The sequence below is a fragment of the Nocardia violaceofusca NBRC 14427 genome, assembly GCF_963869435.1.
Taxonomy (GTDB): domain Bacteria; phylum Actinomycetota; class Actinomycetes; order Mycobacteriales; family Mycobacteriaceae; genus Nocardia; species Nocardia aobensis.
On the sequence record NZ_CAWMPM010000021.1, the window covers coordinates 20,072 to 37,132 of the forward strand.

A 17,061-nucleotide genomic window follows, 5' to 3' on the forward strand; every position below is an offset into this window, starting at 1 on the left:
ACTACGTCTGCGGCGCCAGCGTGTCGACCCGGCCCGCGAGCCAGCGGCCGTCGACGTTGTCGAGGAACACCCGCAGCTGGGACCGTTCGGGCCGGGGCAGGCCGAGTGTGGCATCGCTGCGTTCGGACCGGTCCACGGTCACCACGACCTGCGAATGTTCGGGGTCGGCCACATCGGTGCGGCATTCCACCGAGTTGGCCTCGGAGCGGACGTGCACCGAGGTCACGTGTGCGCGCCGATCGGGCGCCGACGCGGCGAACTGGTCGTGGAACTCGCCGGTGGACAACTCCAGGACCCGTCGGTCGTAGTCGTCGTAACCGGCCCAGTCGTAGGTGGTGAACTGGCGCCCGAAATCGCAGGCGGCCAATTGAATCGGGTCGGCGGGGGTTGCCGTCGCCGTGGGTGGCACGAGCGTCGCGGCGCCGGCCGCCCCGCATGACAACGCGAACATGATGGGCCGCAACGTGATCCGCGACATGGATGAAGGTCCTCTTCGTCGACAACGATGGCAGTACGTGCCCCCGACCCAGGGTACGTACGCGGAAGCCGCCGGTCTGGACCTCCTGCGCACAGTGACACACGCAGACTTCGGATTGCCCGCCGTTGTCCAGCTCAAACGTGTGATGCTCGTCCCCGCAGGCAGTGACCGGCGTCCCATATGCGCCATCCCGGCACCGCGACGCCAACCGGTAGCCAGTAGGCTGCACACGTGAGTCTTGTGCTGCTACCCGCCGTCGATGTCGCCAATGGTGAGGCCGTGCGCCTGGTTCAGGGGGAGGCCGGCAGCGAAACCAGCTACGGCGCCCCCCGCGATGCCGCGCTGGCCTGGCAGGAGGCGGGTGCCGAATGGGTGCATCTGGTCGACCTGGACGCGGCCTTCGGACGCGGCTCCAACCGCGAACTGCTCGCCGAGGTCGTCGGTGAGCTGGATGTGAAGGTCGAGCTGTCCGGCGGCATCCGCGACGACGACTCGCTGAAGGCCGCGATGGCCACCGGATGTGCCCGGGTCAACCTGGGTACCGCCGCACTCGAGGATCCGCAGTGGTGCGCCCGCGCCATCGCCGAATACGGCGACCGGGTCGCGGTCGGCCTGGACGTGCGGATCATCGACGGTGACTACCGGTTGCGGGGCCGTGGCTGGGTGAGCGACGGCGGCGACCTGTGGGAGGTGCTCGAGCGCCTGGAACGCGACGGCTGCGCCCGCTACGTGGTCACCGACGTGAGCAAGGACGGCACCCTGCAGGGCCCCAACCTCGACATTCTGCGGCAGGTGTGCGCGGCCACCGAGGCACCGGTGATCGCCTCCGGCGGCGTCTCCACCCTCGACGATCTGCGGGCCATCTCCGGGCTGGTGTCCGACGGAGTGGAAGGCGCGATCGTCGGAAAAGCCTTGTACGCCGGGCGTTTCACGCTGCCCGAGGCGCTGGACGCGGTTCGCTGACGTGACCGCCGCCGTCTCCGACCCGGCCGCGCTGCTCGCGACGGCGAGCGAGATATTGGACGGTGCGGCACCGCGTTTCGTCGAAGGGCTGGGGGCGCCGAGCGCGGTCCAGAAGGGCCGCGGCGACTTCGCCACCGCCCTGGATCTGGAACTCGAGCGCACACTGTCGCAGCAGTTGGCCGAGCGCACCGGAATTCCGGTGCACGGCGAGGAGTTCGGCGGGCCGGAACTGAGTTCGGGCACCGCGTGGGTGCTCGACCCCATCGACGGCACCTTCAACTACTCCGCGGGCCATCCGCTGTCGGCGATGCTGCTGGCGCTGGTGGCCGACGGACAGCCCGTCCTCGGTCTGACCTGGCTGCCGCTGCTGGACCGCCGCTACGCCGCGGCGGCCGGTGGCCCGCTGCTGCTCAACGGAAAACCGTTGCCGCCCTTGGAACACGGCCGTCTCGCGGAGTCGATGATCGGCTTCGGCGCGTTCAACATCGACGCCCACGGCCGGATCCCGGGCCGGTTCCGCTTCGACCTGCTGGGTGCCCTGAGCCGGTTGTCGAGCCGGGTGCGCATGCACGGATCCACCGGCATCGACCTGGCCTACACCGCCTCCGGGGTGCTGGGCGGCGCGGTCGTCTTCGGCCACCATCCGTGGGACAACGCCGCCGGAGTGGCGCTGGTGCGCGCCGCGGGCGGTGTGGTGACCGATCTGCGCGGCGAAGAATGGTCGATCACCTCGCGGTCGGTGCTGGCCGCCGCGCCCGGGGTGCACGAAGAACTCCTGGACATGATCGACAGCGCCGTCGACCGCGCCTCCGAGCGCAACGAGAATTCGGAAGGGACGCAATGACTCTGGCGGTACGCGTGATCCCGTGCCTGGACGTCGACGCCGGCCGGGTGGTCAAAGGCGTGAACTTCGAGAATCTGCGCGATGCCGGCGACCCGGTGGAACTGGCCGCCGCCTACGATGCCCAGGGCGCCGACGAGCTCACCTTCCTCGACGTCACGGCGTCGAGCGGCGATCGGGGCACCATGATCGACGTGGTGACCCGCACCGCCGAGCAGATCTTCATTCCGCTCACCGTGGGCGGCGGCGTGCGCACGGTCGAGGATGTGGACCGGCTGCTGCGCGCGGGCGCGGACAAGGTGTCGGTGAACACCGCGGCGATCGCGAATCCGGAGATCCTGCGCGAGATGTCGCAGCGCTTCGGCTCGCAGTGCATCGTGCTGTCGGTGGATGCGCGGCGTGTGCCCGACACCGGCTCGCCGACCCCGTCCGGGTGGGAGGTGACCACCCACGGCGGTAAACGCGGCACCGGCATCGACGCGGTCGAGTGGGCGGTGCGCGGCGCCGAACTGGGGGTCGGCGAGATCCTGCTCAACTCGATGGACGCCGACGGCACCAAGGGCGGTTTCGACCTGCCGATGATCAGCGCGGTGCGTGCCGCCGTCTCGGTGCCGATCATCGCCAGCGGCGGCGCCGGAGAGGTCGACCATTTCGCGCCCGCGGTGCGGACCGGCGCCGACGCGGTATTGGCCGCGAGCGTCTTCCACTTCGGTGACCTGACGATTCCGCAGGTCAAAGACGCGATGCGAACCGAGGGCATCACCGTCCGCTGAGGGCGAACGGCACCCTCGGCAGAGGGCGAACGGCACCGACAGGACAGGTATAACGATGGGTATGAGTTTGGATCCCGCCGTCGCCGCCCGGCTCAAGCGCAACGAGGCGGGCCTGGTCGCGGCGATCGCACAGGAACGCGGCACCGGCGATGTGCTGATGATGGCGTGGATGGACGACGAGGCCCTGGCCCGCACCCTCGCCACCCGCAAGGCCACCTACTACTCGCGTTCGCGGCAGCAGTACTGGGTCAAGGGCGAGACGTCGGGGCATACGCAGTACGTGCACGAGGTGCGGCTGGACTGTGACGGCGATGCCGTACTGCTGATCGTCGACCAGCAGGGCGCGGCCTGCCACACCGGCAACCACACCTGCTGGGACGGGGATCTGCTGCTCGCCGACGCGACCTGAACCGGTCAGCCGGCGGCGCCGGCCGTGGCTTCGGCGGACGGGGGGTCGGGTAGTCCGTCGGCGCGGCCGATTCCCCGGGACAGGCCCGCGTCGAGTTGCGCCACGAGGGCCTCTCCGAGGGTGAGCAGCTGGTCGACCTGCTCATCGTCGATTCCGTCGAAGACCAGCCCCCGCACTCCTTCCAGATAGGCGGGAGTGGCCTTCTGCACCTGTTCGAAACCCTCGTCGGTGAGCACGGCATAGGCGCCGCGGCGGCCTCGGACCGCGTCGCGGCGCGCCCAGCCCAGCCGTTCCAGCTTCGTCACCACATGCGACAACCGTGATAGCGATGCGTTTGCCCTATTCGCCAGTTCGCTGAGTTGCAGCCGATGTCCGGGCTCCTCGGACAGCAGGGCCATCAGAAAATACTCGAAATGCGTCATACCGGCTTCGCGTTGCAGCTGGGTATCCATCGCCGCGGGTAATCGCGTGGTCAGCGCGACCAGAGTCCGCCACGCTCGCCGTTCGGTGGGATTGAGCCATTCCGTCACTTCGCGCCCTCTCTTGCAGCCCAGTGACGTAAATCGCAGTTCACCGTCACTCGCGACCAACAAGTTTGCCACGACTTCGCTCGACGGTCAGCCCGGTTGCCGGTGACGTGACAGCTATCACGCCGGGGCGCGATCGCGACGCTGTCGGGTTCACTCCTTGATATCGCCTGGTGGCCGCGTGGCGTTAGCGGTGTCGGGCGCGGTGACCACGCCGGCTTCGGCGCGGCGGGCCGAACGCGCCCGCCACTGTTTGCGTAGCAGTAGCACGAGCAGGATCACGAAGATCGCCGCCGCCACGATGGCGCCGACCAGCGAGGCGCCGCGGAAGCCGGGCGCATCGACGTCGAGGACGCGTTCCCCGGCGTGCGCGGCGCTGTTGCCGCCCAGCACGATGGTCAGCGTCATCAGATTGGGCAGCGCCACGATCAACGCCAGCACCGCCGCGGCGCCGGCGGCGAACTTGCCGGCTCGGGTGCGCCACACCCGTACCGCGCCCAGCAGGAGCACCAGGGGGATCAGCGTGCACAGGAACCCGACCGCCAGGCCCGACCAGATGCCCTGGGCGAAGCTGCCGTGCCCGGACATGCCGGCGATCCGCTGCGCCCACCAGCGCGGAATGAAGGCCGACAGCACGAAATAGGCGACGACCAGCACGATGATGACCGCGAGCAGGCCGAGGGCTCGATTCCGCCACACGGTGGCTCGGGGTTTGGTCCCGGAGTTCGTGAGGGAGCTCGTCGATGTCATGTATCCAGCGTATGCGCGGGGCCCGCGCAGACGCCGGGAGAATCGGGCCGTGTCACGTCGTCCATGCGCTCTCACCGGGAAAACGAGGGGGCGCATCCGGGGCGGCCCGGGGTGTGTCCAGCGGTGGATTCAGGCCCGGTGCTCGCGCAGGGCGGCCAGCGCGGCGTCGGCGTGGACGTTGGCGCGCAGTTCGCCCGAGATCACCGCGAGGACGGTGCGGTCGGTATCGATCACGAAGGTCTGCCGCTTCACCGGCAGGAAGTTGCCGAGCAGCCCGCCGATCGCCCCGGAACGTTTGACGCCGAACCGTTCCGCCACCGCACCGTCGCGATCGGACAGCAACGGATAGCCGAGGGTCTGCGACTGCGCGAAACCGGCCTGGGTGTCGACCGAATCGGTGCTGATTCCCGCGCAACTGGCGCCCAGAGCCGCGAATTCGCTTGTCAGATCACGGAAGTGGCAGGCCTCCGCGGTGCACACGGGGGTGTTGGCGGCGGGGAAGAAGAACAGCGTCAGCGGTCCGTCGGCCAGCAACGAGTCGAGCGACCGGACGGTGCCGGTCTGATCGGGAAGTTCGAACCCGGGTGCGCGCTGGCCTTTTTTCACAATCGCGAGGGTACCGGTCGGCACCCTCGCCCGGTACCCGTCGCGGACCATGTGTGGGGTCGCGGCGGGGCCAGGGAATCTCGGTTGCGGCCGACTGGAATGATGAGCGATATGCACGGCGCCGCATTCGACCGTCCGGAAACCGCAACCACCACCACCCGGGACCAGTTCCGTGTGCTGGCGGCCGCGCACCGCGTAGTGCCGGTGACGCGCAAGGTGCTGGCGGATTCGGAGACCCCGCTGTCCGCCTACCGGAAGCTGGCCGCGGACCGGCCCGGCACCTTCCTGCTGGAGTCGGCCGAGAACGGTCGTTCGTGGTCGCGCTGGTCGTTCATCGGCGCCGGCAGCCCCACCGCGCTGACGGTCGTCGACGGCCAGGCGGCGTGGCTGGGCGCCACACCCGCCGACGCACCGGCCGGGGGTGATCCGCTGGAGGCGCTGCACGACACCCTGGAACTGCTGCGCACCGAGCGCCTGCCCGGCCTGCCGCCGCTGACCGGTGGTCTGGTCGGCTATCTGGGCTACGACATCGTGCGCCGCATCGAGCGGCTGCCGGAGCTGACCACCGACGATCTGCGGGTTCCGGAGATGGTGTTGCTGCTCGCGGCGGATCTGGCCGCCTTCGACCATCACGAGGGCGCGATCACGCTGATCGCCAACGCGGTGAACTGGAACGGCACCGACGAACGCGTCGACGAGGCCTACGACGACGCCGTCGCCCGGCTCGACCGGATGACCGCGGCGCTGGCCGCGCCCGCCGAATCGACCGTCTCCGTCTTCGACCGTCCCGAGCCGGACTACATCCGCCGCCGCACCAGCGAGGATTTCGGTGCGGGCGTGCGGCGGCTGGTCGGCGAGATCGAGGCCGGCGAGGCGTTCCAGGTGGTGTTGTCGCAGCGGTTCGAAATGGACTTCGACGGCGAACCGCGCGATGTGTACCGGATGCTGCGCGCCTCGAATCCGAGCCCGTACATGTATCTGATGCACATTCCCGACGGCGTGGGCGGCACCGCGTTCTCCATCGTCGGCTCGAGTCCGGAATCGCTGGTGACGGTGAAAGACGGTGTGGCGACGACACATCCGATCGCCGGCACCCGGTGGCGCGGCGCCACCGAGGAGGACGACGTGCTGCTCGAGAAGGATCTGCTCTCCGACGAGAAGGAGAACGCGGAACACCTCATGCTCGTCGACCTGGGCCGCAACGACCTGGGCCGGGTGTGCGAACCGGGCACCGTACGCGTCACCGAATACCGCCACATCGAGCGCTACAGCCACGTGATGCATCTGGTGTCCACGGTCACCGGGCGGCTGGCGGCGGGTCGCATCGCCCTCGACGCCGTGCGCGCCTGCTTCCCGGCCGGCACGCTCTCCGGTGCGCCGAAGGTGCGGGCCATGGAGCTGATCGAGGAGAACGAGCCCACCCGCCGCGGCGTCTACGCCGGGGTCGTCGGCTACCTCGACTTCGCCGGCGACGCCGATACCGCGATCGCGATCCGCACCGCGCTACTCAAGGACGGCATCGCCTATGTGCAGGCCGGTGCCGGCATCGTCGCCGACTCCCAGCCCGACTACGAGGACGAGGAGTCGCGCAACAAGGCGATGGCCGTCCTCAAGGCCGTCGCGGCCGCGCGCACCGTGCGCACCTTCACCCCCGAACCCGACGGCACCCTGCTATGAGCAACCCGGAATCCGATCCAGCCCAACGACATTCGCCGGACCAGCCGGACGGCACGTCCGCGCCGGGCACGAACGGCACGTCGTCCACGAAACGCGCCCGTCCGGTGCTGCCGGTCCTCCTGCTCGCGGTCGGCGCGGCCGCGCTGTGGGGCTCCTCGCGCATGACCTGGGTGACACTGCGGTCCTCCGATGGTCTGACCGAACCGCGCACCCAGCATCTCGACGGCGGTCTCTGGTTCGGCGCGCTCACACCGCTGGCGCTGGTGCTACTGGCCTCGATCGCGGCCGTGTTCGCCACCAAGGGCTGGCTGCGCCGGCTGATCGGTGTGGTGGTGGCGCTGGTCGCCGCGGTCGCCGCGGTGCCCGGCCTGGCCCTGCTGACCCAGCACGGCAAGCTCGCCGAACGCGCCGCCCGGCTCGCCGAACTGCCCGCCCGCGCGCATGTCGACGCCGCCACGGCGGCCACCTTCCCGGCCGCGCTCAGCGTCGCCGGTGCGCTCGCGGCCTTCGCCGCCGGAGTGCTGCTGGCCCGCATGCCCGAAACGACGGCCCGCATGTCGGGTAAGTACGACAACCCGGTGTTCCGCCGGGCCGCCGCCGCCGAACAGGTCGCCGAACTGCGCCGCACGGGTGAGACGGAGTCGGCCGCGAAGGTCGCCGACGCACCGCGCCCGGCGACGCCGGCGTCAGCCCCGCACACCCCGGAGCCGGAGTCGGGCGAACTCTCGCAGCGTGTGCTGTGGGACGCGCTCGACGCGGGCGCCGACCCGACCGACGACGAGGCGGGCCGATGAGCGCTTTATCACGGCGCGCCGGGCGGCAGGCGTCACACCCCGCCGTCGGCTCGGTGAACACCTCCATTTACTCTTTATCAGCATCGGTGAGACAGCACCTGGGGGGATTCTCAGGTAGCAAGTCCGTCTCCCCAGAAAGGATTCGAGCCAGATGACGGTACTCGACTCGATTCTCGACGGGGTCCGCGCGGATGTGGCCGCTCGGGAAGCCCTCCTGGATTTCCAGGCCGTCAAGAAGGCCGCCGCCGCGGCACCCTCGCCGCGCGATGCGCTCGCCGCGCTGCACGCGGACGGGATCGGAGTCATCGCCGAGGTCAAGCGCGCCAGCCCCTCGAAGGGTGAGCTCGCCGACATCCCGGACCCGGCCAGCCTGGCGAAGTCCTACGAGGACGGGGGCGCGCGCATCATCAGCGTGCTGACCGAGGGTCGCCGCTTCCACGGCTCGCTCGACGATCTGGACGCGGTCCGCGCGGTCGTCGACGTGCCGATCCTGCGCAAGGACTTCGTTGTCGGCCCGTACCAGATCCACGAGGCCCGTGCCCACGGCGCGGACGTGATCCTGCTGATCGTGGCCGCCCTGGAACAGGACGTCCTGGCCTCGCTCATCGATCGCACCGAATCGCTGGGTATGACCGCGCTGGTCGAGGTGCACACCGAGGAGGAGGCCGACCGCGCACTGACCGCCGGCGCCTCGGTCATCGGCGTGAACGCCCGCAACCTGAAGACCCTCGAGGTCGATCGCGACGTCTTCGCGCGCATCGCGCCCGGACTACCCACCGAGGTCATCCGGGTCGCCGAATCCGGCGTCAGCGGCACCGCCGATCTGCTCGCCTACGCCGGCGCCGGCGCCGATGCGGTGCTGGTCGGCGAGAGCCTCGTGACCAGTGGCGATCCGCGTTCCGCCGTCTCCGAGCTGGTGACCGCCGGCACCCATCCGTCCTGCCCGCGTCCGCTGCGGCGGGGTGTCACCCGATGACCGGCGTGCACGAGCAGCTGCCCCAGGCCAGCGAGGGCGTCACCCATCGCAGTCACGAACCGGATATCGGCGGCCACTTCGGCGTCTATGGCGGCCGGCACGTGCCCGAGGCGCTGATGGCGGTGATCGAGGAGGTCTCCGCCGAATACGACAAGTCGCGCCTGGATCCCGATTTCCTGGCCGAACTCGACCGGCTGCAGCGCGATTACGCGGGCCGGCCCTCGCCGGTCTTCGAATGCAAGCGGCTCTCCGAGCACGCCGGCGGCGCCCGCATCCTGCTCAAGCGCGAGGATCTGAACCACACCGGTTCACACAAGATCAACAATGTGCTGGGCCAGGCGCTGCTCGCCCAGCGGATGGGCAAGACGCGCGTCATCGCCGAGACCGGCGCCGGTCAGCACGGCGTCGCGACCGCCACCGCCTGTGCGCTGCTCGGCCTCGAATGCGTGATCTACATGGGCGCGGTCGACACCGCGCGCCAGGCCCTCAACGTCGCGCGGATGCGGCTGCTGGGCGCCGACGTGGTGTCGGTGACCACCGGCTCGCAGACCTTGAAGGACGCGATCAACGAGGCGCTACGCGATTGGGTCACCAACGCCTCGGAGACCTACTACTGCTTCGGCACCGCGGCCGGCCCGCACCCGTTCCCGCTGATGGTGCGCGATTTCCAGCGCGTCGTCGGCCTGGAGGCGCGGGTGCAGGTACAGACGCAGACCGGGCGCCTTCCCGACGCCGTGGTGGCGTGCGTGGGTGGTGGATCGAACGCGATCGGCATCTTCCACCCGTTCCTCGACGACGAGGGCGTGCGCCTGATCGGCTACGAGGCGGCCGGTGACGGTGTCGAAACCGGCAGGCACGCAGCCACTTTCGCCGGCGGCCGGCCGGGTGCGTTCCAGGGCGCCTACTCGTACCTGCTGCAGGACGAGGACGGCCAGACCATCGAATCGCATTCCATCTCGGCCGGTCTGGACTACCCCGGCGTCGGGCCCGAACACGCCTACCTGAAGGACATCGGCCGCGCCGAGTACCGGCCGATCACCGATGTCGAGGCGATGGACGCGCTGCTGCTGCTCTCGCGCACCGAGGGCATCATCCCGGCCATCGAATCGGCGCACGCGGTGGCCGGCGCATTGCAACTGGGGCGCGAATTGGGTCCGGGCGCAATCATTCTGGTGAATCTGTCCGGACGTGGCGACAAGGACATGGATACCGCGGCGCGCTGGTTCGGCCTGTTCGACGACGCCGCCGCCCCGGAGGAGAATCGCTCGTGAGCCGTCTGGAATCGACCTTCGCGGCCAGCCGCGGCGAGGGCCGCGCCGCGCTGATCGGATATCTGCCCGCGGGTTACCCGGACCTGGCCGGATCCATCGACGTGTGCACCGCGATGGTCGAATCCGGTTGCGACATCATCGAAGTCGGTATCGCCTATTCGGATCCGGTGATGGACGGCCCCACCATCCAGGCCGCCACCGAGCAGGCCCTGCGCGGCGGGGTGCGCGTGCGTGACGTGTTCACCGTCGTCGAGGCGATCACGGCCGCCGGGGGCAACGCCGTGGTGATGACCTACTGGAATCCGGTGCTGCAGTACGGCGTCGACCGCTTCGCCCGCGATCTGGCCGCGGCCGGCGGGCTCGGGCTGATCACCCCCAACCTCATTCCCGAGGAGGCGGGGGAGTGGTTCGACGCCTCCCGCGCCCACGATCTGGACCGCATCTTCCTGGTCGCCCCGTCCTCCACCGAGGAGCGTCTGGTCAAGACCATCGAGGCCAGTAGCGGATTCCTCTACGCCGCCTCCACCATGGGCGTCACCGGCGCCCGCGACGCGGTGTCCTCGGCGGCCCCGGAACTGTGCGCGCGGGTGCGTGCCCACTCCGATATCCCGGTCGGTGTCGGCCTGGGTGTGCGCAGCGGTGCGCAGGCGGCCGAAATCGCTTCCTATGCCGACGGAGTCATCGTCGGCTCGGCGCTGGTGACAGCCGCGGGACAGGGTCTGGACCAGGTCCGGACGCTCACCGCGGAACTCGCCGAGGGTGTGCGTTCGGCGACCGTCACCAGCTGATCGCCGACGCGAACTGGGCGGCGGGCGCACCCTCCGTTACGGTGGGGCCCGTGACTTTTCCAGTCCTGGCAGACGGCGTCGACGTGCACGGTGGGGCGGTACTGGCCTATATTCCCAGTCCGCCGCGAGGCGTATGGGATGTGGGGCCGTTCCCGCTGCGTGCCTATGCGATCTGCATCATCATCGGCATCATCGTCGCGATCTGGTGGGGTGAGCGGCGCTGGCGCGAGCGCGGCGGCGAGCCGGGCAAGGTGCTCGACGTGGCGATGTTCGCCGTGCCGTTCGGACTCGTCGGCGGCCGGCTCTACCACGTGGCCACCGACTGGGAGAAGTACTTCGGCGCCGGCGGCCATCCGATCAACGCGCTGAAGATCTGGGAGGGCGGCCTCGGCATCTGGGGCGCGGTGCTGCTCGGCGGCATCGGCGCCTGGATCGGCTGCCGCGTGTATCGAATTCCGTTGCCCGCCTTCGGTGATGCCATCGCCCCGGCGATTCTGCTCGCCCAGGCCATCGGCCGCCTCGGCAACTACTTCAATCAGGAACTCTACGGCCGCAAGACCGATCTGCCCTGGGGCCTCGAGATCTATCTGCGGTTCGACTCCGACGGCCGGCTCGACATGATGAACGGCGTCTCCACCGGCGTGGTGGAGAAGGTCGTGCAGCCGACCTTCCTCTACGAGCTGATCTGGAATCTGCTCGGCGTCCTGGTGCTGGTGATGGTCGACAAACGGTGGCGGATCGGCCACGGCCGCCTGTTCGCGCTGTACGTGGCGATCTACACCTTCGGCCGCTTCTGGGTCGAACTGCTGCGCGACGACGAGGCCACCCACATCTTCGGCATCCGGGTCAACTCCTACACTTCGGCGATCGTATTCCTGTGTGCCCTGGCGTATTTCGCCCTCGCCACCAAGGGCCGCGAAACCGCCGCCCAGCTCGCCGCCGGCGGCGAGCGCCCCTGGCCCTGGCAGATCGGCGCCCTGCGCCGGCAATGCGCCGCCGGACAGCAATCCGCTGCGACCGAGAGCGCAGCGGCGGTCGCGGCCGATGAATCCGCCGACGGCGACGACTCCGGCGACGCCGCGAAACCCACGGATGATGTGAGCCCGGCCGGGAAGGCCGACGAGTCCGACCCCGCGGCCGCCGGCTCCGTATCCGGCGAATCGGACGAGTCCACCGCCGGCCCCTCCGATTCGGCGTCGACCGGCAACGAACTGGATCCGCCCGCCGATGACAAGGATGCGGCCGGTGTCACCAGCGCCGGGGACAGTGAGCGGCGGGCCGAGGGCAAGTCGGGTAAGCCGGGCCGGAAGAAGGCGGACAAGAACTGAGCGGGCCGACCGCTCGAACCAGGAGGACTTCGTGACCGACCCCTATCAGCCGCAGCCCGGCTACGGCCCGCAGTACGGTGCACCGGGTACCGGACCGGGGAATCCGGGCGGCTACGGCCCAGCTGGCCCCTACGGAACCGGTGCCGAATCCGGCCCCTACGGCTACAGCCAGCCCTACGGCCAGCCCGTCGACCCGTATGCCCAGCCCTACGCTCCCGCCCCCGGCTACCCGCCCGCGCCCTACGGCATGGATCCGGAAGCGCCGTACGGGCGCAACATGTACGGCGAACCGTTCTCGGACAAGTCGAAGCTCACCGCCGGGCTGCTGCAACTGTTCGTCGGCGGCCTCGGGATCGGCCGGTTCTACCTCGGCTACACCGGTATCGGCGTCGCCCAGCTGCTGGTCACGCTGTTCACCTGCGGTCTGGGCGGCATCTGGCCGTTCATCGACGCGATCATGATCCTCACCGGCAAGGTTCGCGACCCGTACAACCGTCCGCTGCAGGAGTGACGACCATGCCGGGGAAATATGTGATGTGCGTCATATTTTCGTCGATTGACAGTGGCGGGAGTGCCGATCAGCGCCACCGCTGCGGCAGGACTAGGCTCGGCTCGTGATGCGACGGACAAAGATTGTGTGCACCCTCGGGCCGGCCACCGCCACCGAGGACCGGATCCGTGAACTTGTCGACAGCGGCATGGACGTGGCCCGGTTGAATTTCAGTCACGGAGAACACGCCGATCACGCCGAGAACTATCACAAGGTGCGGCACGCCGCCGAGCAGATGGGCCGTGCGGTCGGCATTCTCGCCGACCTGCAGGGACCGAAGATCCGCTTGGGCCGATTCATCGACGGCCGCACCGTGTGGGCGACGGGCGAGGAGGTGCGGATCACGGTAGACGACGTGGAAGGCACCCACGATCGCGTCTCCACCACCTACAAACAACTATCCGAGGACGCCAAGGCCGGTGACCGGCTGCTCGTCGACGACGGCAAGGTCGGCCTGACCGTGATCCGCGTCGAGGGCAACGACGTGGTGTGCCGTGTGACCGAGGGTGGTCCGGTCTCCAACAACAAGGGCGTCTCGCTGCCGGGAATGGACGTTTCGGTTCCGGCGTTGTCCGACAAGGACATCGAGGATCTGGAATTCGCCCTGCGGCTGGGCGTGGACTTCATCGCCCTGTCGTTCGTGCGGTCGCCGTCGGACGTCGAGCTGGTCCACGACATCATGGATCGCGTAGGCCGCCGGGTGCCGGTGATCGGCAAACTCGAAAAGCCCGAAGCCATCGACAATCTCGAGGCGATCGTGCTCGCGTTCGACGCGATCATGGTGGCCCGTGGCGACCTCGGCGTCGAGCTGCCGCTCGAGCAGGTGCCGCTGGTGCAGAAGCGGTCCATCCAGATGGCAAGGGAGAACGCGAAACCCGTCATCGTCGCCACCCAGATGCTGGAGTCGATGATCGGCAACTCCCGCCCGACCCGCGCCGAGGCCTCCGATGTCGCCAACGCCGTGCTCGACGGCGCGGACGCGGTCATGCTCTCCGGTGAGACCTCGGTCGGCCAGTATCCGATCGAGACGGTGCGCACGATGGCGCGCATCGTGCACGCCGTGGAATCCGAATCCTCGACCCGGGTGCCGCCGCTGACCCACGTCCCGCGCACCAAGCGCGGCGTGATCTCCTATGCGGCCCGCGACATCGGCGAGCGGCTCAACGCCAAGGCGCTGGTGGCGTTCACCCAATCCGGTGACACCGTGCGCCGGCTGGCACGCCTGCACACCACGCTGCCGCTGCTGGCGTTCACCCCGCTGCCGGATGTGCGCAGTCAGCTGGCGCTGACCTGGGGTGTGGAAACCTTCATCGTCCCGCCGGTCGGTACCACCGACGAGATGATCGGCCAGGTCGACAAGGAACTGCTGTCGCTGAATCGCTACGCCAAGGGCGACCTCGTGGTGATCGTGGCCGGTTCCCCGCCGGGAACCGTCGGCTCCACGAACCTGATCCACGTGCATCGCATCGGCGAGGAGGACCACTGAGGTGAGTGCATCACTGGGCGAATCGGTCGGCACCGGCCGCGAGAGCGGGGGCGATCTCGCCGTCCTGCTCGGCCTGCTCGAACTCGAGGAGATCGGCGAGGACGTTTTCCTCGGTCACCATCCGGAGAAGGTGTGGAGTCGCACCTTCGGCGGCCAGCTGGTGGCGCAGGCGATCATCGCGGCCGGTCGCACGGTCGGGCCGGGGCGCCCGGTGCATGCGGTCAACGCGCATTTCGTGCGCGGCGGGGATGTGCGCAAACCGATCGAATACCGGGTCGAACGTCATCGTGACGGGCGTGCCTTCGCCAATCGCACGGTGACGGCGTATCAGGGCGATCAGGAACTGTTCGTGATGCTGGCGGCGTTCCAGGACTGGGCCAAGGGCCTGGAACACGCCAGCCCGCAGCCGCAGGTGCCCGATCCGGACGGGCTACCCCGGGTGGAGGAGTCCTTTTCCGGGCTCGAGGACAAACTGCAGATGTTCGTGCAGGCGCCGCATCCGATCGACATGCGCTACACCAACGATCCGGCGTGGATCCTCAAGGGCACCGGCGGCACCCTCAACCACAACCGCGTGTGGATGAAGGCCGACGGCGAACTGCCCGACGATCCGCTGATCCACGTTGCGACGCTGGGGTATTCGTCCGACACCACGGTGCTGGATTCGATCATCACCACGCACGGGTTGTCGTGGGGTCACGACCGGATCGTGGCCGCCACGGTGAACCACTCGATCTGGTTCCACCGTCCGTTCCGCTTCGACGACTGGGCCCTGTACGCGACGCAGTCACCGGTGGCCGCCGGTTCGCGCGGTCTGGCCACCGGTCACTTCTACTCGCGGGCCGGTGAGCTGTTGGCCACCGTGGTGCAGGAAGGCGTGATCAGGCACTTCCCGGCGCGCGGCAAATAGCCCAGCGGCGGTTAGAGGCGTTCGCGGTTCTCGTCGAAGTCGTAGCTGTCGCGATGGAGAGCCGAAATCGTGTAGGGAACGGCGTCGGCGGTGGTGGCGATCCCGAGGACCAGTCGATGCTCGAGTGCGGCCAGGCCGGATTCGGTCAGCTGATCGGGATCGCCCACCAGGCTGAGCGCGATCTCGTAGGTGCGCCGCGAGCCGGGGTCGCGGTGGGGGTGTTCCAGGCGCCACTGGGTCTCCAGCACCGTGTGATCGGGTTGATCGGCGTCGACGGGCAGGGTGAAGCGCCAGGCGAAAACATCGTGTTCGGCGAGGTGGTCGTCGACCAGGCAGCGCACGGCGTGCACGACGCGGTCGAGCGTTTCCGGTGTGACGTAAACATGGAGTGAAACATCCGAAATTCGTTTCGGCATGTCTGTGTCCTGTTCCGGTGTCGAACCATCGGCGTCGGCAGTTTCCGCGGGGAGTCTAACCCCGGATCCCGATCCGCGGGAGAGCGGCATGCCCGGCGCCGGATTGTTCAGGCGTGACGGCCGATTCGCACGGGCTCGATACCCCACGGCGGGGTCTCGATGCGCCCGCCGGGTAGCAGGACCAGCCGGGGCCGGCCGGACTCCGTGCGACCCGGGTCACGATGAGCGTGCAGCGCGAGCAGCAGCGGGACCAGCGTCTCGGCGATCCGATCGCCGACGGCACAGTACTTTTCGCTCGACAGCCCGACCGGGTCGGCGATGTTCTCCCGCCCCACCAGTGCGAGATCGTTTCGGGCACTGTCGATGTGGGCGATCGTGCGAGCGCCGGAGACCTTCGCCACCCGGTAGGCCTCGAGCAGCGTGAAGGTCCGGGACCGGGCATCCGGAACCAGGTCGATGATGTGGTCGCGGATCTGCTCGGTCATCGCGAGCACGAGATCCGCGCGCGCGACCATCTCCTGCTTCACCTTGCGTGCTGAAAAGTTGCCAGGATCGCCGCCGAGGCCCGTGATGATCTGTGCCGCAAGGGGATCGACGCCGAAGCCGACGAGTGCGCGGGTGCCGGCACTCTCGGCGGTCAGGTCGTCGAGACCGTGTTCGGCGGCGACGGCGCGGGTCAGACGTTCGGCGATCACCGAGCGGCAGACGTTGCCGGAGCAGACGAACAGGACGTGCATGACTGCTACGGTAGGTGGCCGCGCCCCGCGGCAGAAGCCGGGGACGGCCGAAAACCGCTGATTTTACGCGATGTTCAACTGCCCGTAGCGGGTCGCGTCCGACCGTTTGCCGGATTTTCGCTGACCGGCTGCGCGACGGATGTGGGGCTACGCCTGCCGGTCCGCATCGGAACCGTCGGCGCCGGAAGCGTTTCGATAGTAGGAGGCTTCCTCGACGACGGGCGCGACCGTCGGCTCCGCACCGAGGTGCCCGCTGTCCGCGCCGGCGCGGGCGGCGTTGTCGTGGGCCCGGCCGCGCGCACTGAACAGCGGTCCGCGCATCGCCCGCGTCGGGGCGACGGCGCCCAGGCCGGTGGGCGTGGTCATATCGTCGTACATGGTGTCGATGCCGCCGCGCAGGAAGTAGGCCTCGTGCCAGAATCCGGTGCCGCCGGAGTCGCGCAGGAACCGCTGCCACCAGTCGCGGTGCGGCTGGGAACGGGTCCAGCGCTCCAGGCTGTCCAGGTCACGCCAGTATTGGCGAGCGCCCCAGTGTGGTGGGAACAGCGACCAGATGATGTCCTCGTGCCGCAGCAGCCCGTCGGGCCGATCATGATGGGAGCGATACAGTTTCGGCCCGAGGCCGAGCAGACGCAGCATCCCCCGCGGGGTCCGCACCCGCATCCCCAGATAGATCACCACCAGATCGGGATATCCCGAAAGATCAGCGGTGAGCCGGTTCACCCGCATACGCGCGACCTCCTCCTGCCCGGGGTCGTGTGCCCCACCCTACGCGTATTCA

The 17,061-nt window shown here is 69.1% G+C and carries 20 protein-coding genes; 13 read left to right on the plus strand and 7 right to left on the minus strand.

From position 1 onward, the window contains the following. Position 1 precedes the first annotated feature (1 nt). Positions 2 to 478, minus strand: coding sequence for a hypothetical protein (locus AC5592_RS16790; protein ID WP_036500511.1), 477 nt, complete (start codon positions 476 to 478; stop codon positions 2 to 4). A gap of 231 nt (positions 479 to 709) precedes the next feature. On the opposite strand from AC5592_RS16790, the gene priA reads away from it, so the two are divergent. The 4 genes from priA (at position 710) to hisI (ending at position 3,464) form a co-directional block, all read left to right on the plus strand. Beyond that, positions 710 to 1,441, plus strand: a complete 732-nt coding sequence (gene priA, locus AC5592_RS16795) for a bifunctional 1-(5-phosphoribosyl)-5-((5-phosphoribosylamino)methylideneamino)imidazole-4-carboxamide isomerase/phosphoribosylanthranilate isomerase PriA (RefSeq protein ID WP_030514642.1) — start codon at positions 710 to 712, stop codon at positions 1,439 to 1,441. Between the two features lies 1 nt (position 1,442). Next, positions 1,443 to 2,285 (plus strand): inositol monophosphatase family protein, encoded by an 843-nt coding sequence (locus AC5592_RS16800; protein WP_036500513.1) that lies wholly within the window; start codon positions 1,443 to 1,445, stop codon positions 2,283 to 2,285. Continuing rightward, positions 2,282 to 3,055, plus strand: a complete 774-nt coding sequence (hisF, locus tag AC5592_RS16805) for an imidazole glycerol phosphate synthase subunit HisF (protein WP_036500515.1) — start codon at positions 2,282 to 2,284, stop codon at positions 3,053 to 3,055. The genes AC5592_RS16800 and hisF overlap by 4 nt, the downstream gene beginning before the upstream one ends. A 61-nt stretch (positions 3,056 to 3,116) precedes the next feature. After that, entirely contained in the window at positions 3,117 to 3,464 is a 348-nt protein-coding gene (gene hisI, locus AC5592_RS16810; protein ID WP_063064784.1) for a phosphoribosyl-AMP cyclohydrolase, read from the plus strand. A gap of 5 nt (positions 3,465 to 3,469) precedes the next feature. On the opposite strand, the gene AC5592_RS16815 is transcribed toward hisI, so the two are convergent. From AC5592_RS16815 to AC5592_RS16825, 3 genes are all read right to left on the minus strand, one after another. Then, positions 3,470 to 3,994 (minus strand): MarR family winged helix-turn-helix transcriptional regulator, encoded by a 525-nt coding sequence (locus AC5592_RS16815; RefSeq protein WP_232329396.1) that lies wholly within the window; start codon positions 3,992 to 3,994, stop codon positions 3,470 to 3,472. Positions 3,995 to 4,144: 150 nt separating this feature from the next. Beyond that, complete coding sequence (locus AC5592_RS16820) at positions 4,145 to 4,741, minus strand: hypothetical protein (RefSeq protein WP_036500519.1); 597 nt, start codon at positions 4,739 to 4,741, stop codon at positions 4,145 to 4,147. Between the two features lie 129 nt (positions 4,742 to 4,870). Further along, complete coding sequence (locus AC5592_RS16825; RefSeq protein WP_063007917.1) at positions 4,871 to 5,347, minus strand: peroxiredoxin; 477 nt, start codon at positions 5,345 to 5,347, stop codon at positions 4,871 to 4,873. Between the two features lie 99 nt (positions 5,348 to 5,446). Here AC5592_RS16825 and AC5592_RS16830 point away from each other — a divergent pair, with 99 nt between their 5' ends. The 9 genes from AC5592_RS16830 to AC5592_RS16870 all read left to right on the plus strand — a co-directional run bounded on the left by AC5592_RS16830 (position 5,447) and on the right by AC5592_RS16870 (position 15,127). Continuing rightward, positions 5,447 to 7,024 (plus strand): anthranilate synthase component I, encoded by a 1,578-nt coding sequence (locus AC5592_RS16830; RefSeq protein ID WP_371507227.1) that lies wholly within the window; start codon positions 5,447 to 5,449, stop codon positions 7,022 to 7,024. Continuing rightward, positions 7,021 to 7,818, plus strand: a complete 798-nt coding sequence (locus tag AC5592_RS16835) for a TIGR02234 family membrane protein (protein ID WP_063064785.1) — start codon at positions 7,021 to 7,023, stop codon at positions 7,816 to 7,818. Before AC5592_RS16830 ends, AC5592_RS16835 begins: the two co-directional genes overlap by 4 nt. A gap of 151 nt (positions 7,819 to 7,969) precedes the next feature. Next, entirely contained in the window at positions 7,970 to 8,794 is an 825-nt protein-coding gene (gene trpC, locus AC5592_RS16840) for an indole-3-glycerol phosphate synthase TrpC (protein WP_036500521.1), read from the plus strand. Beyond that, positions 8,791 to 10,065 (plus strand): tryptophan synthase subunit beta, encoded by a 1,275-nt coding sequence (gene trpB, locus AC5592_RS16845; RefSeq protein ID WP_036500523.1) that lies wholly within the window; start codon positions 8,791 to 8,793, stop codon positions 10,063 to 10,065. The genes trpC and trpB overlap by 4 nt, the downstream gene beginning before the upstream one ends. Continuing rightward, positions 10,062 to 10,853, plus strand: coding sequence for a tryptophan synthase subunit alpha (trpA, locus tag AC5592_RS16850; protein WP_063064786.1), 792 nt, complete (start codon positions 10,062 to 10,064; stop codon positions 10,851 to 10,853). The genes trpB and trpA overlap by 4 nt, the downstream gene beginning before the upstream one ends. A gap of 50 nt (positions 10,854 to 10,903) precedes the next feature. Continuing rightward, the gene (lgt, locus tag AC5592_RS16855; protein ID WP_084506779.1) at positions 10,904 to 12,181 is read left to right on the plus strand and encodes a prolipoprotein diacylglyceryl transferase; all 1,278 of its coding nucleotides are present in this window, start codon (positions 10,904 to 10,906) and stop codon (positions 12,179 to 12,181) included. 31 nt (positions 12,182 to 12,212) lie between these two features. After that, positions 12,213 to 12,692, plus strand: a complete 480-nt coding sequence (locus tag AC5592_RS16860; protein ID WP_036500527.1) for a TM2 domain-containing protein — start codon at positions 12,213 to 12,215, stop codon at positions 12,690 to 12,692. Between the two features lie 103 nt (positions 12,693 to 12,795). Beyond that, positions 12,796 to 14,217, plus strand: coding sequence for a pyruvate kinase (gene pyk, locus AC5592_RS16865; RefSeq protein ID WP_083870718.1), 1,422 nt, complete (start codon positions 12,796 to 12,798; stop codon positions 14,215 to 14,217). Between the two features lies 1 nt (position 14,218). Then, positions 14,219 to 15,127 (plus strand): acyl-CoA thioesterase, encoded by a 909-nt coding sequence (locus tag AC5592_RS16870; RefSeq protein ID WP_051024518.1) that lies wholly within the window; start codon positions 14,219 to 14,221, stop codon positions 15,125 to 15,127. Positions 15,128 to 15,138: 11 nt separating this feature from the next. On the opposite strand, the gene AC5592_RS16875 is transcribed toward AC5592_RS16870, so the two are convergent. The 3 genes from AC5592_RS16875 to AC5592_RS16885 form a co-directional block, all read right to left on the minus strand. Next, complete coding sequence (locus AC5592_RS16875; RefSeq protein WP_036500529.1) at positions 15,139 to 15,543, minus strand: hypothetical protein; 405 nt, start codon at positions 15,541 to 15,543, stop codon at positions 15,139 to 15,141. A 107-nt stretch (positions 15,544 to 15,650) separates the two neighbouring features. Further along, entirely contained in the window at positions 15,651 to 16,280 is a 630-nt protein-coding gene (locus tag AC5592_RS16880; protein WP_063064787.1) for an arsenate reductase/protein-tyrosine-phosphatase family protein, read from the minus strand. Between the two features lie 147 nt (positions 16,281 to 16,427). Next, the gene (locus AC5592_RS16885) at positions 16,428 to 17,009 is read right to left on the minus strand and encodes a phenylacetaldoxime dehydratase family protein (RefSeq protein WP_063064788.1); all 582 of its coding nucleotides are present in this window, start codon (positions 17,007 to 17,009) and stop codon (positions 16,428 to 16,430) included. Positions 17,010 to 17,061: the final 52 nt, after the last annotated feature.

Coding starts and splice junctions, on each gene's coding strand:
- AC5592_RS16790 (WP_036500511.1), bottom strand. CDS start 478: ATGTCGCGGATCACGTTGCGGCCCATCATGTTCGCGTTGTCATGCGGG.
- hisF (WP_036500515.1), top strand. CDS start 2,282: ATGACTCTGGCGGTACGCGTGATCCCGTGCCTGGACGTCGACGCCGGC.
- hisI (WP_063064784.1), top strand. CDS start 3,117: ATGAGTTTGGATCCCGCCGTCGCCGCCCGGCTCAAGCGCAACGAGGCG.
- AC5592_RS16820 (WP_036500519.1), bottom strand. CDS start 4,741: ATGACATCGACGAGCTCCCTCACGAACTCCGGGACCAAACCCCGAGCC.
- AC5592_RS16830 (WP_371507227.1), top strand. CDS start 5,447: ATGATGAGCGATATGCACGGCGCCGCATTCGACCGTCCGGAAACCGCA.
- AC5592_RS16835 (WP_063064785.1), top strand. CDS start 7,021: ATGAGCAACCCGGAATCCGATCCAGCCCAACGACATTCGCCGGACCAG.
- trpC (WP_036500521.1), top strand. CDS start 7,970: ATGACGGTACTCGACTCGATTCTCGACGGGGTCCGCGCGGATGTGGCC.
- trpB (WP_036500523.1), top strand. CDS start 8,791: ATGACCGGCGTGCACGAGCAGCTGCCCCAGGCCAGCGAGGGCGTCACC.
- AC5592_RS16875 (WP_036500529.1), bottom strand. CDS start 15,543: ATGCCGAAACGAATTTCGGATGTTTCACTCCATGTTTACGTCACACCG.
- AC5592_RS16880 (WP_063064787.1), bottom strand. CDS start 16,280: ATGCACGTCCTGTTCGTCTGCTCCGGCAACGTCTGCCGCTCGGTGATC.
- AC5592_RS16885 (WP_063064788.1), bottom strand. CDS start 17,009: ATGCGGGTGAACCGGCTCACCGCTGATCTTTCGGGATATCCCGATCTG.